Source organism: Rhizobium sp. WYCCWR 11146 (assembly GCF_013591995.1).
Taxonomy (GTDB): Bacteria; Pseudomonadota; Alphaproteobacteria; order Rhizobiales; family Rhizobiaceae; genus Rhizobium; species Rhizobium indicum.
Genome location: NZ_JACCEY010000038.1, coordinates 421,618 through 435,765, shown reverse-complemented (window position 1 = coordinate 435,765; position 14,148 = coordinate 421,618). Strand labels below are relative to the sequence as shown.

Annotated in this window: 14 protein-coding genes; 12 read left to right on the top strand and 2 right to left on the bottom strand. The window is 59.7% G+C overall.

The window, feature by feature from the left end:
• Window positions 1–51: 51 nt before the first annotated feature.
• The 4 genes from HX899_RS31585 (at window position 52) to HX899_RS31570 (ending at window position 3,151) form a co-directional block, all read left to right on the top strand.
• On the top strand, window positions 52–804 hold the full coding sequence (locus HX899_RS31585) for an Asp/Glu racemase (protein ID WP_348647953.1): 753 nt from the start codon (window positions 52–54) through the stop codon (window positions 802–804).
• A 13-nt stretch (window positions 805–817) separates the two neighbouring features.
• Window positions 818–1,459, top strand: a complete 642-nt coding sequence (locus tag HX899_RS31580; protein ID WP_181294254.1) for an N-carbamoylsarcosine amidohydrolase — start codon at window positions 818–820, stop codon at window positions 1,457–1,459.
• 45 nt (window positions 1,460–1,504) lie between these two features.
• Window positions 1,505–2,536, top strand: a complete 1,032-nt coding sequence (locus HX899_RS31575) for a leucyl aminopeptidase (protein ID WP_181294252.1) — start codon at window positions 1,505–1,507, stop codon at window positions 2,534–2,536.
• A 132-nt stretch (window positions 2,537–2,668) separates the two neighbouring features.
• Window positions 2,669–3,151 carry a MarR family winged helix-turn-helix transcriptional regulator gene (locus HX899_RS31570; protein ID WP_180196033.1) on the top strand — a complete coding sequence of 161 codons (483 nt, stop codon included), beginning with the start codon at window positions 2,669–2,671 and terminating at the stop codon, window positions 3,149–3,151.
• A gap of 394 nt (window positions 3,152–3,545) precedes the next feature.
• Here the strand turns inward: HX899_RS31570 and HX899_RS31565 are convergent, their stop codons facing one another.
• On the bottom strand, window positions 3,546–4,445 hold the full coding sequence (locus HX899_RS31565) for a LysR family transcriptional regulator (RefSeq protein WP_138331121.1): 900 nt from the start codon (window positions 4,443–4,445) through the stop codon (window positions 3,546–3,548).
• Window positions 4,446–4,565: 120 nt separating this feature from the next.
• Between HX899_RS31565 and HX899_RS31560 the strand changes: the two genes are divergently transcribed.
• The 7 genes from HX899_RS31560 to HX899_RS31530 all read left to right on the top strand — a co-directional run bounded on the left by HX899_RS31560 (window position 4,566) and on the right by HX899_RS31530 (window position 11,891).
• Window positions 4,566–5,498 carry a VOC family protein gene (locus HX899_RS31560; RefSeq protein WP_138331120.1) on the top strand — a complete coding sequence of 311 codons (933 nt, stop codon included), beginning with the start codon at window positions 4,566–4,568 and terminating at the stop codon, window positions 5,496–5,498.
• Between the two features lie 95 nt (window positions 5,499–5,593).
• The gene (locus HX899_RS31555) at window positions 5,594–6,286 is read left to right on the top strand and encodes a hydrolase (RefSeq protein WP_181294250.1); all 693 of its coding nucleotides are present in this window, start codon (window positions 5,594–5,596) and stop codon (window positions 6,284–6,286) included.
• Between the two features lie 62 nt (window positions 6,287–6,348).
• On the top strand, window positions 6,349–6,639 hold the full coding sequence (locus HX899_RS31550) for a XapX domain-containing protein (protein WP_138331118.1): 291 nt from the start codon (window positions 6,349–6,351) through the stop codon (window positions 6,637–6,639).
• Window positions 6,639–8,621 (top strand): amidohydrolase, encoded by a 1,983-nt coding sequence (locus HX899_RS31545; RefSeq protein WP_181294248.1) that lies wholly within the window; start codon window positions 6,639–6,641, stop codon window positions 8,619–8,621. Before HX899_RS31550 ends, HX899_RS31545 begins: the two co-directional genes overlap by 1 nt.
• A gap of 182 nt (window positions 8,622–8,803) precedes the next feature.
• Window positions 8,804–9,247, top strand: coding sequence for a DoxX family protein (locus HX899_RS31540; RefSeq protein WP_171598335.1), 444 nt, complete (start codon window positions 8,804–8,806; stop codon window positions 9,245–9,247).
• Window positions 9,244–10,842 (top strand): MFS transporter, encoded by a 1,599-nt coding sequence (locus HX899_RS31535; RefSeq protein ID WP_181294247.1) that lies wholly within the window; start codon window positions 9,244–9,246, stop codon window positions 10,840–10,842. Before HX899_RS31540 ends, HX899_RS31535 begins: the two co-directional genes overlap by 4 nt.
• 212 nt (window positions 10,843–11,054) lie before the next feature.
• Window positions 11,055–11,891, top strand: coding sequence for an alpha/beta fold hydrolase (locus HX899_RS31530; RefSeq protein WP_407073947.1), 837 nt, complete (start codon window positions 11,055–11,057; stop codon window positions 11,889–11,891).
• Window positions 11,892–12,037: 146 nt separating this feature from the next.
• Here HX899_RS31530 and HX899_RS31525 read toward each other — a convergent pair whose 3' ends face one another.
• A complete protein-coding gene (locus tag HX899_RS31525; protein WP_348647952.1) occupies window positions 12,038–12,943 on the bottom strand; it encodes an AraC family transcriptional regulator in 906 nt (301 codons plus the stop codon).
• 288 nt (window positions 12,944–13,231) lie between these two features.
• Between HX899_RS31525 and HX899_RS31520 the strand changes: the two genes are divergently transcribed.
• Entirely contained in the window at window positions 13,232–14,065 is an 834-nt protein-coding gene (locus HX899_RS31520) for a helix-turn-helix domain-containing protein (RefSeq protein WP_181294376.1), read from the top strand.
• Window positions 14,066–14,148 lie beyond the last annotated feature (83 nt).

Genomic DNA, 14,148 nt, shown 5'->3' with positions numbered 1-14,148 from the left:
TCCGCCGCCGTTTGTTTGGCACCCGCTTTTGCAACGCAGAGGATTCCATCCGTGCAGAAATATTACCGTATCGGCCAGATCGTTCCGAGCTCCAACACGACGATGGAGACCGAAATTCCCGCCATGTTGACGGCGCGCCAGTCCATCCGCCCCGAGCGCTTCACCTTCCACTCCAGCCGCATGCGGATGAAGAAAGTGGTCAAGGAAGAATTGGCTGCGATGGACGCCGAATCCGACCGTTGCGCCGTCGAGCTTTCCGACGCCCGCGTCGATGTTCTCGGCTACGCCTGCCTGGTTGCGATCATGGCGATGGGCCTCGGCTATCACCGCCAGTCGGAAAAGCGCCTCACCGGCCGCACTCAGGAAAACGACACGAACATTCCCGTCGTTACCAGCGCCGGCGCGTTAATCGAGGGCCTGAAGGTGATGAAGGCAAAGAAGATCGCCGTCGTCGCACCCTATATGAAACCGCTGACCGAACTCGTGGTGAATTACATCCGGGAAGAGGGCTTCGAGGTCATAGATTGGCGGGCCCTTGAAATTCCCGACAATCTCGATGTCGCCCGCCACGACCCGGAAAATCTCCCGGCCATTGTCCAGACGCTCGATCTGTCGAACGTCGATGTCATCGTGCTGTCGGCCTGCGTGCAGATGCCGTCGCTGCCGGTGATTGCCAAGGTCGAGGCCATGACCGGCAAGCCGGTTCTGACCGCCGCTGTGGCGACAACTTACTGTATGCTCAAGAAGCTGGGTCTGGAAGCAGCCGTGCCGGGCGCCGGCGCACTTCTGTCCGGCGCATACTGAAGAGACACCAATCATGCAGAGCGCGGAAAGCAATTATCAGGGCGTCTGGGGCAACCGCATCGGCTTCGGCCAGCGCCCTGCCCTGCTCGTCATCGATTTCCTGAAGGGGTACACCACCGAGGGCGCGCCTCTCTACGCCCCGGGCGTGGTTGACGCGGTCGCGCAGACGCCGGCGCTCATCCAGGCCGCCCGCGACGCCGGCATCCCGGTCATCCATACGCGCATCCTCTATCTTGCGGAAAACTGCGCTGACGGCGGCATGTGGGTGAAGAAATCACCCGTCATGAAGGGAATGGTCGAAGGCAATTTGCTGGCCGAGTTCTGCGCCGGCGTCGAGCCTGCCAAGGGCGAGCTCGTTATCGTCAAGCAGTATGCCAGCGCTTTCTTCGGCACCAGCCTTGCCTCGCAGTTGCATGCGCAGGGCATCGACACCGTGATCATGGCCGGCTGCTCGACCAGCGGCTGCATCCGCGCCACAGCCGTCGACGCGGTCCAGCATGGATTCCGTGGCATCGTCGTGCGCGAATGCGTCGGCGACCGGCACCCGGATCCGCACAATGCCAACCTTTTCGATATCGACAGCAAATATGGCGATGTCGTTTCGAGGGAGGAGGCGATCGCCGAAATCGCCAAGGTCAAGTCCGAATGTCCGTAACTGGACGAAACACCCAAGCCTTCAAGCAAAGATAAGGGAACGAGCATGGATCAATTCAGCTTCACTGAAATCTGCCTGCATCAGTTGAAGATGTCGGGCGTCCACGACGGAGAAAAACTCATTGTCCTTACCCAGGGCAACGATCGCCTCGATTACGCCGACGCCTTCATGGCGGCGGGCATGCGTCTTGGCGCCAAGATGTATCACATGCGTTTGCCGCCGGTGCCGCCAGCAGGTGCATGGGCGGTCGGCCAGACAGGCCTCGCAGCCATGCCGGAAGCGGTGGAGGCCCTGAAGGCAGCCGACATGCTGATCGATTGCATCTTCCTACTCTTCAGCCCGGAACAGATGGCGATCCAGGCGGCCGGCACGCGTATCCTGACCGCCGTGGAACCGCCGGAGATTCTCGCGCGCATGCTGCCGACAAAGGAACTGCGCGAGCGCGTCGAATTTGCCGGAGACCTGCTGTCCACAGCGAAGGTGATGCGGATCACCTCCGCGCACGGCACAGATGTGACCTACAAGCTCAATACCTATCCCACCGTCACGGAATATGCGTGCACGGACGAGCCTGGCCGCTGGGATCACTGGCCGTCGGGCTTTGTATTCACCGGTGGTGACGACGACGGCGTTGATGGTACAATCGTCGTTGCTCCCGGCGATATCCTGCTGCCGCAGAACATCTACGTGCGCGACCCGATCATCTATACGATCGAAAACGGTTGGGTCACCGATATCCGCGGTGGCCTCGATTCCGAGCTGGTCAAATCCTACATGGCAGGTTTCAACGACCCGCGTGGCATGGGCATGAGCCATGTCGGCTGGGGCCTTAATCAGAACGCCAAGTGGCATCGAATGGTGCCCGGCGAATTCCCGGGCGGCATGGGCATGGAGGCACGCTCCTTCTACGGCAACGTGATGTTCTCCACTGGCCCCAACAACGAGCTCGGCGGCCCGAACGATACCGCCTGCCATCTGGATATCCCGATGCGCGGTTGCTCGCTGTTCCTCGACGATGAACCGATGGTTCTTGATGGCGACATCGCCGTCAAGGAAATGAAGCACAACTTCAAATAACTGAGATTACCAAGCCGCTCCGCGTGAAATCGCGCGGAGCGGATGCGGCTCGACACGCCTTGACCGGCGCAACCTGCTGTGGTGTTTCCTGCATTCCCGCCAAAGACGCCGAACCGATGGGCCGCTCCGACGATGACCGCAAAAGACACCGAACAGTTGCCCGAAGCGCTTGCGCCTCAGAATGGCTATCATGTCACGGAGCAAGTTGGACATCTGCTGCGCAAAGCCTATCAGCGTCATCTGTCGATTTTCCAGACCAATGCCAGCGATCCAGACCTGACATCGGTGCAGTTCGTGACGCTGTGCGCGCTGCATGACCTTGGTCCGAGTTCGCAGGTCGAACTCGTCAAGGCGACCTCCGTCGACCAGGCGACCATCCGTGGCATTGTCGAGCGGCTGAAGGCCCGCGGACTGATCGATCTTTCCAAGGACGAGGCCGACGGCCGCAAGGTGGTGATCTCGCTGCTGCCCAAGGGCGAGGCCCTGCTCGAGGAGATGTATCCCCGGGCACATCTCATCAGCGAAGAGACTGTTTCACGCCTCAATCCGGCAGAACGCATTGCTCTGTTGTACCTCCTGCGCAAAATCGCTGATGACGAGTGTGCAGAACTGTAGGTTGCGGATAGGATTCAACAGGAAACTCCTCAGATGGCACCATTACGGAGAAATCTGCAATTGAAAGGGGCAGGTGGTCGCCTACGTTGCCTGACAGCCGCATCGACTGGGATTGTGCGGTCCAGGTGTGAGCGCATGTCTGAAGGGGAGTGTCTTAGCGGCTGAATAATGTCATGGGCGCGTTTATGAAGAGGTAGAGATCATCGACATTCTCGATGCCCTAATGGTCGGTTTTTACTATCAGCCGCGCTTACCGGTAAAGCTATTCGCCTTGAAGGACCTGAACCGGCGATTTAGTACAAAGAGGTGATTTTTCAGGCGGATAAGCCCGTTTGGGGGCGGGGTCCTCACTAAAAGCTTCCCCGCCTTGTCACCTTGGCGTCGCGACCGCAACTCACTCCATTACGGCCATGAACGCCGGGACCTGCTGTTCAAAGAACTTCGAGAACGAGGCGATACGGGGCGGCAGCACCTGATACGGGGGGTAGTACAGGGTCAACCATAAGTCTGGCGGCGCCCAGTCCCGCAGGACGTGGACCAGCCGTCCGGTCCGCAGATGCTCGGCCACATGGAACTTGGGCAGCATGGCGACCCCGACGCCGTCGGCCGCCATGCTCGCCAGCACCTCTCCGCTATTGGCGCTGAATGCCCGGCCCGCAGAAATCGTGGCGCTACCACTGCCGTCCGACAGCGTCCAGGTCTCCCGCTTGCTGTCACCGCTATAGGCCAGGCAATCGTCGGGAATGAGCTCGTTCGGATGTTTCATGTCGAAAAACCGGCTGCCCGGCGCTGCGACGAGGATACGGCGCACGACGCTGATCTTGCGCCAGATCGTGAACTTGTCCGAGGGTGCCGCGGAAATGCGGATCGCCAGATCATAGTCGTCGTCAATAATGTTCACGAGCCCATCCGCGAGCGAGATCTCGAAGCTGATCTTCGGGTAGCGTTCCTTAAAGGCCGACAGGATGGGCGGCAAGGCCTGCTGGCCGAACCAGGTCGGCGCGCTGATCCGCAGGCGGCCATGATCCGCCTTGTGGGTATTCATCACGTCCTTGCGCGCATTGTCCAGTGCCTGCACCGCCGGCTGGATCTGGGCCGCGAAGATCGCGCCGTCGGTGGTCAGCGACACCTGGCGCGTGGTCCGCACGAAGAGTTGCACGCCAAGGTCTTCTTCCAGGGCGGCGATCGCCCGGGTGACGGCTGCCGGGGTCATGTCGAGTTCGCGCGCAACCTGCGCGAAGTTCCGCTTTTCGGCGGCCAGCAGAAAGGTTCGAAGCAGCTTGTAGTCGTTCATCGATTATTGCATCCATCGCAATTCATTGACAATTATTATTGCAATTCCGGCCGATGATCAACGGGCGTAGGTTTCAATCACACCAGACAAACCAACCCAGTCGCGGAAGGGCGAAACATCATGATCAAGGATATCAAGGGACTGCATCACATCACGTCGATGGCATCGGATGCCCGCCAGAACAACGCGTTCTTCACCGACACGCTTGGCCTGCGCCGCGTCAAGAAGACCGTGAATTTCGACGACCCCAACGTCTACCACCTCTACTACGGTGATGAAGCAGGCACTCCCGGCTCCGTCATGACCTACTTTCCTTTTCCCGACGTGATGCGCGGCCGTCCCGGCGTCGGCGAAGTCAGCGAAACCCAGTTCGCTATTCCCAAGGGCTCGCTCTCCTTCTGGCAGGATCGCCTGTCGGCAAAGGGAGTCGGCAACCTGCAGGCCGACACTGCCTTCGGTGCCGACCGCCTACTGTTCAAGGGGCCGGACGGTGAGGGGTTTGCTTTGATCGAAGCGGAAGACGATGGCCGCAGGGCCTGGAGCGGTGCCGGCATCGACGAAAGCGTCGGTATCCGCGGTTTTACCGGCGCGAAGTTTCGCCTGCATGATACCGCTGCTACGTCCGAACTGCTCGGTTTCATGGGCTACCAGCGCGCCGAGACGGATGGCGATGTCACCCGCTTCATCATTCCCGGCGGTAATGGTGCCGATACGATCGACCTCGAGCTTCTTCCGAAAACGCCTTTCGCAAGGCAGGGGGCGGGTTCGGTGCATCATATCGCTTTCGCCGTCGAGAACCGCGCAAAGCAGCTCGAAGTCCGCAAGGCCCTGATGGATACGGGATACCAGGTGACACCAGTCATCGACCGTGATTACTTCTGGGCTATCTACTTCCGCACACCCGGCGGAGTCCTGTTCGAAATCGCCACGAACGAACCCGGTTTCGACCGCGACGAAGACACGGCACACCTTGGCGAGGTTTTGAAACTGCCGGCTCGCTACGAGCCCTATCGTGACCAGATCGAAGCCGGCCTGGCACCGCTGGCTGCCTGACGTCGCTTTCCAACAATAAGGCGGCATAACTTTCAAGACGTGCCGCCCTCCCTGCCCCATTACCTACCTGCAACCCAATCAAAGGAAGACACGAGATGTCCAGCAAGCTTCAGGTTCTCACCCCGCAGAACAGCCAGATCATCTTCATCGACCAGCAGCCGCAGATGGCCTTCGGTGTTCAGTCGATCGACCGCCAGGTCTTGAAGAACAACGTCGTCGGTCTTGCCAAGGCGGCCAGGATCTTCAACATCCCGACCACGATCACCACCGTCGAGACCGACAGTTTCTCGGGCAATACCTTCCCGGAGCTGCTCGCCGTCGTCCCCGACAATGATATCCTCGAGCGCACGTCGATGAATTCCTGGGACGACCAGAACGTCCGCGACGCGCTGGCCAAGCATGCCGCAGACGGCCGCAAGAACGTCGTCGTCGCCGGCCTGTGGACCGAAGTTTGCAACACGACCTTCGCGCTCTCCTGCATGAACGACACCGACTACGAAATCTACATGGTCGCCGATGCTTCCGGCGGTACCTCCGTCGATGCGCACAAATATGCGATGGACCGCATGGTGCAGGCGGGTGTCGTTCCCGTCACCTGGCAGCAGGTCCTCCTGGAATGGCAGCGCGACTGGGCCCGCAAGGAAACCTACGACGCGGTCACGTCGCTGGTGAAGGAGCACTCCGGCGCCTACGGCATGGGCATCGATTATGCTGTTACGCATGTCCACGGCGGCGCCGAACGCGTCAAGCACGGCAAGCGGATCGGCCCGAACCCGGCCTCTATCTGATCTGAAACAGCCCCGCCCTGATCCACTTGGCGGGGCGATCTTTTTGGAAAAGGAACGCCCGGATGAAAATTTACCTTCTATCGCTGGCAGTCGGCCTTCTCGTCGGCGTCATCTACGGACTGCTCAACGTCCGCTCCCCGGCTCCGCCCGTCATCGCTCTCATCGGCTTGCTAGGTATTCTCGTCGGCGAACAGATCGTGCCGCTGGCAAAAAATCTCTGGAGCCGCGAGCCCGCTGCCGTTTCCTGGCTTCATCAGGTCAAGCCGCACATGTTTGGTCACCTTCCGAAGGGTGGGCTTAATGTAGCGAAGGCGACCTCCACAGGCGACGATTTGACATTGGGGAAAAGCTGATGACGACACGGCGCAAATTCCTGGGCGCAGCATCAAGCCTCGCCTTTTCAAATCTGTTTACACCGGCCAATGCCGCCGATCCCATCAAGACCGGAGCTGCTTCCATGCACGCCGATATCGTTTTTCACAACGGACTGATCACGACGCTTGATCGCGCAAATCCGAACGCCACCGCTGTCGCCGTGAAAGACGGCCTGTTCCTCGAGGTGGGAACCGACAGCGAGGTGATGACGCTCGCCGGACCGGATACGAAGATCATCGACCTGAAAGGCAAGCGCATGCTGCCGGGTCTGATCGACAACCACACCCACGTCGTGCGCGGCGGCCTCAACTTCAACATGGAACTCCGCTGGGATGGCGTTCGCTCACTCGCCGACGCGATGGACATGCTGAAGCGGCAGGTCGCGATCACGCCGGCTCCGCAATGGGTTCGCGTAGTCGGTGGTTTCACCGAGCATCAGTTTGCCGAGAAGCGCCTGCCGACGATCGACGAGATCAACGCGATCGCGCCCGATACCCCGGTCTTTCTGCTCCATCTCTATGACCGGGCGCTCTTGAACGGCGCAGCACTCCGCGCCGTCGGCTATACCAGAGACACACCGAACCCGCCGGGCGGCGAGATCACCCGCGATGCCATCGGCAATCCGACGGGCCTTCTGCTCGCCAAACCGAATGCGGGCATTCTCTATTCGACCCTTTCCAAGGGACCGAAACTTCCGTTCGAATACCAGGTCAATTCCACCCGCCATTTCATGCGCGAACTCAACCGGCTGGGCATTACCGGCGTGATCGATGCGGGCGGCGGTTTCCAGAACTACCCGGACGATTACGCGGTCATCCAGAAGCTTTCGGATGAGGACCAACTGACGGTACGCCTCGCCTACAATCTGTTCACCCAGAAGCCGAGGGAAGAGAAGCAGGACTTCCTCAACTGGACGCAGTCGGTGAAATACAAGCAGGGTAATGATTACTTCCGTCACAACGGCGCTGGCGAAATGCTCGTCTTCTCCGCCGCCGACTTCGAGGATTTCCGCCAACCGCGGCCCGAAATGGCGCCGGAAATGGAAGGCGAGCTCGAGGAAGTGGTTCGCGTGCTCGCTGAAAACCGTTGGCCCTGGCGCATGCATGCCACCTATGACGAGACCATCTCCCGTTCGCTCGACGTTTTCGAGAAGGTCAATAAAGACATCCCGCTCGAAGGTCTCAACTGGTTCTTCGACCATGCCGAGACGATCTCGGATCGTTCGATCGACCGGATCGCGGCGCTCGGCGGCGGCATCGCTACCCAGCACCGCATGGCCTATCAGGGCGAATATTTCGTCGAGCGCTATGGTCATGGCATCGCCGAGGCCACGCCGCCGATCAAGCGCATGCTTGAGAAGGGCGTCAACGTCTCGGCAGGGACCGACGCGACGCGTGTCGCCTCCTACAATCCATGGGTTTCCCTTGCCTGGATGGTGACCGGGAAGACGGTCGGCGGCATGCAGCTCTATCCGCGCGCCAACTGCCTCGACCGCGAGATGGCGCTGCGCATGTGGACGGAGAAGGTCACCTGGTTCTCCAACGAGGAAGGCAAGAAGGGTCGGATCGAAAAGGGCCAGTTCGCCGACGTCGTCGTGCCGGACAAGGACTTCTTCACCTGCGCCGAAGACGAGATCTCGTACCTCACCTCGCAGTTGACCATGGTTGGCGGCAAGATCGTCTACGGTGCAGGCGACTTCTCGGCGCTCGACGAAAACAACGTCCCGCCTGCCATGCCGGATTGGTCACCCGTTCGCACGTTCGGCGGCTATGCGGCCTGGGGTGAACCGCAGGGTGCCGGCATGAATTCCCTGCGCCGGACCGCGATCTTCTCCTGCGGCTGCGCCAGTTCCTGCAACGTCCACGGCCACGACCACGCCGGTGCCTGGACGTCGAAACTGCCGATCGCCGATCTCAAGGGTTTCTTCGGCGCACTCGGCTGCGCCTGCTGGGCTGTGTGACTTTTCAACATAATCGATGGGCAGCGTTCAGATTGCTGCCCCACGGAACATTGTTGCGAGTATCGCAAGAGAATCTCAATTTTTGATGCAATTGTTGGCGGCAATCTTTGCGGCCAATATCGCTCCATCAGATGGAAACACGCCGCCGCATGGACGAAGCGGCCAACATTGCAGGAGCCGACATGACTGATCACTCCCTCTCTTCCAACAGCTGGCGCCCGCGTATTGCCGGGGTCGTTGCCGCACCCGTAACCCGAACCTTTGCGCTCCTTGCCCTGTGCGCGGCCTATATCCAGGGGCCGCTGACCAAGCTTTTCGATTTCCAGAGTGCGATCGGCGAGATGGAGCATTTCGGTCTTCATCCGGCTGCCTTCTTCGGGGTCGCCGTGATCGTGTTCGAACTGGCGGCCTCGGCCATGGTGGTGTCGGGGATCCTTCGCTGGGCCGGAGCGCTGGCGCTCGCCGGGTTCACGCTCTTTGCCACCCTAATCGCCCTTCGTTTCTGGGAGCTGTCCCCAGGCATGGACCGCATGATGGCAACCAACGCCTTCTTCGAGCATCTCGGGCTCGCTGGCGCTTTCATTATTGTCGCCGCAAATGATCTGACCAAGGGAGCTGGCAAATGAGCATTACCAAATCCTCCGGGGGCAGCTTTGCTCCCCTTGCCCAGCCAGTCTTCGCAGTTCTTTGGGCTGCAACCGTCCTCGGAAATACCGGCAGCTTTATGCGCGATGTCGCCAGTTCCTGGCTCATGACCGATCTATCGGCCTCGCCGGCCGCAGTCGCGCTGGTACAGGCGGCGGGAACCCTGCCGATCTTCCTCCTGGCAATACCTGCGGGCGTGCTCACCGATATTCTCGATCGTCGCAAGTTCCTGATCGCCGTGCAGATCTTGCTCGCGTCAGTCAGCGTAAGCCTCATGATCCTGGCAAATACCGGCATGCTTTCGGTCAGTGCGCTGATCGGCCTGACGTTTCTTGGCGGCATCGGCGCCGCGTTAATGGGGCCGACCTGGCAGGCGATCGTGCCGGAACTGGTGAAAAGAGAGGACGTCAAGAGCGCCGTCGCGCTCAACTCGCTCGGCATCAATATCGCCCGTTCGATCGGGCCGGCTGCCGGCGGCCTACTCCTTGCTGCCTTCGGCGCGGGCGTCACCTATGGCGCGGATGTTGCGAGCTATCTCGTCGTCATCGCGGCGCTCGTCTGGTGGCCCCGGGCAAAGAACGCCAATGATGCGCTGGCTGAAGGCTTCTTCGGCGCGTTCCGTGCAGGCCTGCGCTACACCCGCGCCAGCAAGCCCTTGCATGTCGTGCTTTTGCGCGCGGCGATTTTCTTTGCCTTCGCCAGTGCCATCTGGGCACTCCTGCCGCTCGTCGCCCGACAATTGCTCGGCGGTGACGCAGGCTTCTACGGTATCCTGCTTGGCGCCGTCGGCGCCGGCGCGATCGGCGGCGCATTGCTCATGCCTAAACTGCGCGAACGCTTTAATGCCGATGGCCTGCTTCTTGGTGCCGCTATTATCACAGCACTCGTCATGGGCGCTTTGTCGCTCGCGCCGCCGAAATGGGTCGCCATCATTGTTCTGCTCTTTCTCGGAGGCGCTTGGATCACGGCCCTGACCACACTGAATGGCGCAGCGCAGGCCGTGCTTCCGAACTGGGTCCGCGGTCGCGGCCTGGCGGTCTATCTCACCGTCTTCAATGGCGCGATGACGGCAGGTAGCCTTGGCTGGGGCGCCGTTGGTGAAGCTGCCGGGGTGCCGGGGGCGCTGCTGATCGGCGCGGTGGGACTGCTCATTGCGGGCTTCATCATGCATCGCTTAAAGCTGCCGGCAGGCGACGCGGATATGGTGCCGTCCAACCACTGGCCAGAACCCTTGGTCGCCGAGCCTGTCGCCCATGACCGTGGACCTGTTCTGATCCTCATAGAATACCACGTCGAAAAACATCATCGCACAGCCTTCCTGCATGCGCTGGATGACATGTCCCACGAGCGGCGGCGGGACGGCGCCTACGGATGGGGGGTGACGGAAGACTCCGCCGATCCGCAAAAGATTGTCGAATGGTTCATGGTCGAATCCTGGGCCGAGCATCTTCGCCAGCACAAGCGGGTTTCAAATGCCGATGCTGACCTACAAGGCCAGGTCCTCGCCTATCACTCAGGAACGGACAAGCCGGTCGTACGGCATTTCCTGACAATCAACCGGCCGGGGGCCGCCTAGCAACGCGGGAGAGCGGCATCCTCCACTACCCTCGAATCATAGCCGTTAAAGGATCACGGTACGCGAAAATGACCGAGAACTTCCCCTCCATCACCCGCCGCAGCGCATTGCTTTCCGGAGCTGCCGCCGCAGCCGCCATGGTACTTCCCGCATCGTTTGGCCTGGCGGCCAACGCTGCTTCGACCACCACCTCAGCCAAAGGAGATAATACAATGGGCTACATCACCACCAAGGACGGCGTCGAAATCTTCTACAAGGATTGGGGTCCGAAGGATGCCCAGCCGATCGTCTTTCACCATGGCTGGCCGCTCTCCTCGGACGATTGGGATGCGCAGATGCTGTTCTTCCTGGCAAAGGGCTTCCGCGTCGTCGCCCACGACCGTCGTGGTCACGGTCGTTCGGCACAGGTTTCTGAAGGTCACGACATGGACCACTATGCCGCCGATGCCTTCGCCGTGGCCGAAGCGCTCGACCTGAAGAACGCCGTTCATATCGGCCATTCAACCGGCGGCGGGGAAGTTGCTCGCTATGTGGCAAAATACGGCCAGCCGGCCGGCCGCGTCGCCAAGGCCGTTCTGGTTTCAGCCGTTCCGCCGCTCATGCTCAAGACCGAGACAAATCCGGGCGGCTTGCCGATGGAAGTGTTCGAGGGCATCCGCCAGGGGGTGGCTGAGAACCGCGCGCAGCTCTTCGTCGATTTTCCCACTGGTCCGTTCTATGGTTTCAACCGCCCTGACGCCAAGGTCTATCCGGGCGTTATCCAGAATTGGTGGCGGCAGGGCATGATGGGCAGTGCCAAGGCCCATTACGATGGGATCAAGGCCTTTTCCGAGACCGATCAGACGGAAGACCTGAAGGCAATCATTGTTCCGACGCTCGTTATGCACGGCGACGACGACCAGGTCGTGCCCATCGACAACGCGGGCAGGCTGTCCGTGAAACTGGTCCAGAACGGCACCCTGAAAGTTTACAAGGGTTATCCGCACGGCATGCTGACAACCCACGCTGACGTCCTGAACGCCGACCTCTTGGCATTTATCCAAGCTTGATTGGACTGTCCGGGTGTGGCTGTCTTCGCCGCACCCGGATCCGGCCGAACAAACCCGACGAAGCTGGCTGTCACTGAGGACAGTCCTGAGCGTTCTGTTCCGAAGCTGAGCTCAAAGCCCCGCAGCGCTGCTTGACGGTTTTTTTGTTAGTGTCGGTTACGCAAGCGCCAGTCCGCAGGAGGCACTCCGACGGCCTTCATGAAGGCTGCGACGAATTCATTTTCGTCCGGAAACCCGCACTCTGCAGCGATCCGGGCAATAGTTTCACCGGTTCTGCTCAGTTGCGATTGGGCTCTGCTCATTCGATATGACGCAATCCAGTCCGAAACAGACTGCCCGGTCGTGCTCAAAAATCCGGAACAGAGCTCATCGACTGAAAACCCGCACGCTTCGGCGATCTCATCGACCGGTGTGCCGCCCGATAGGTTCGCAGCTATGTACGCCTTAATGCGCTTTTCCTGCAGCGGAGACAGCTGACCGGTGCCCGACAGGTGCTGGATGGGGGACCGTCCGTAACGATGCGCAAGATGGGCACTTAACGCCAATCCGATATGAGGAAGCAGTGTGTCTCTGACCTCGTCCGGCATGTCGAACATCGGCATCAGCGCACCGCCGATGTTGCGGACCACCTGATCGTTAATCCCGCGGCAGGTCGTGAGGTCATCAATACGCGGCTCGCCTGCTTCCTCAGCGAGCTCGATAAAAAGCGCGCTTGGGATATGAAACGCGAGTGCTTCGAAGCGGCCACGAACCGAAATTGCGGCGCCATTCCTCAGACTGATGAGACACATAGAACCTCTGGAATAGGTCTTCAGGGGCGTCCGTGCTCCGTCCGGCCGGATGTCGCAATGATCAACGTCAACGAGATAGAGCATGATCAGAAAAGCGTCATCAGCTGGCAGAAAGATTGTATGTTCGCCATTGTCATAGGAGTGCTCGAGATGGACGACAGCGAGCTTGGCTTCGCAAAGAGGCCTGATTACCAGCGTCCTTACGGCATTAATCCCAAAACACGCCGCAATTCTCTCACTGACCGTCAACGCTTCACTCACATGTGTCTCGATCATCCTGGCTGGGAACTGTATAGCCGTCCGACGAGATGCTGCGCTTCAAAGTTTCCTACACAGATTTCAAACGGCAATATTGAACAAAAGGATCCTCGCGGGGCCGATTTAACAAATTGTCGTGAGGCAACTTAGCGTGGGAAAGCTACCAAGCCGGCATGTCCGTGTTCGAGTGTCTAAAAATGAAAGAAGTGCGTCGTGGTCCAAGTTCTCCCCCTCCGCCACCAATCTTCCACTGGAAACGCGACCGACGGGTTCGGGTGCTCGTTGAAGCAGTTGTCGATCAACCAAAGCCTACCTGGTTCAGACATCGATATCTTTCGGAAGGCGACAGTCAACACTCAACTCGATCAGGTCATGACGCCGGCAAACGATCGGGGGTTTGTCGTCGGGGTTTCCTCTCTCGGTGGCCACACGCGGCGCATCTTCCACAAACATCATGCGACCACCCACGAATTTACCGAGAACTCGATCTATATTCGCGATTTCTCGGACGCCTACAAGGCGGATCTCCGCGGTCCTTTCGATTTCGTGTTGTTTGAAATTTCACCTGCGTCCCTCGGCAAGATTGCAGATGATGCTGAAATGCCCGGCGTGACGTCGCTGTCAGTTGAAACCGCGTCAAAAGATATTGTGCTTGCCAATCTCGCTCGGGCGCTGATCCCGGCACTCGAAAAGCCAGACGAAGCCAACGCGCTGTTCGTCGAGCAAATGACAACGGCCATCGGAACCTACCTGGTCCAGCGTTATGGCGGCCGGCCAACGGTAGGCTCTGATAGGTCGGGTAGCCTTTCGCGGACGCATGAGGATCTGGCGAAAGGTTTGCTTCTTGAGAACATCGACGGCAACGTGTCAATTTCCGAAGTCGCGCAGATGTGCAATCTGTCGCGCGGCTATTTCATTCGCGCTTTTCGTGAGACGACCGGTATGACGCCCTATCAATGGGTTCTTCGTGAGCGAATAGACCGCGCCCGCAACCTCCTACGGACCTCAAAGACTCCACTCGCCGAAGTGGCCATCGCCTGCGGCTTCGCTGACCAAAGCCATTTCACGCGCGTCTTTGCAAGTATCGTCGGCACCACCCCTGGCAATTGGCGGCGCAACACCTGATCCAGACGAGCCCTCTTGGAGATTTTCGAACCGGAAGCTCTTGACCCGATTCGAACCTGAGACACACCAAATCCCACAGTTCC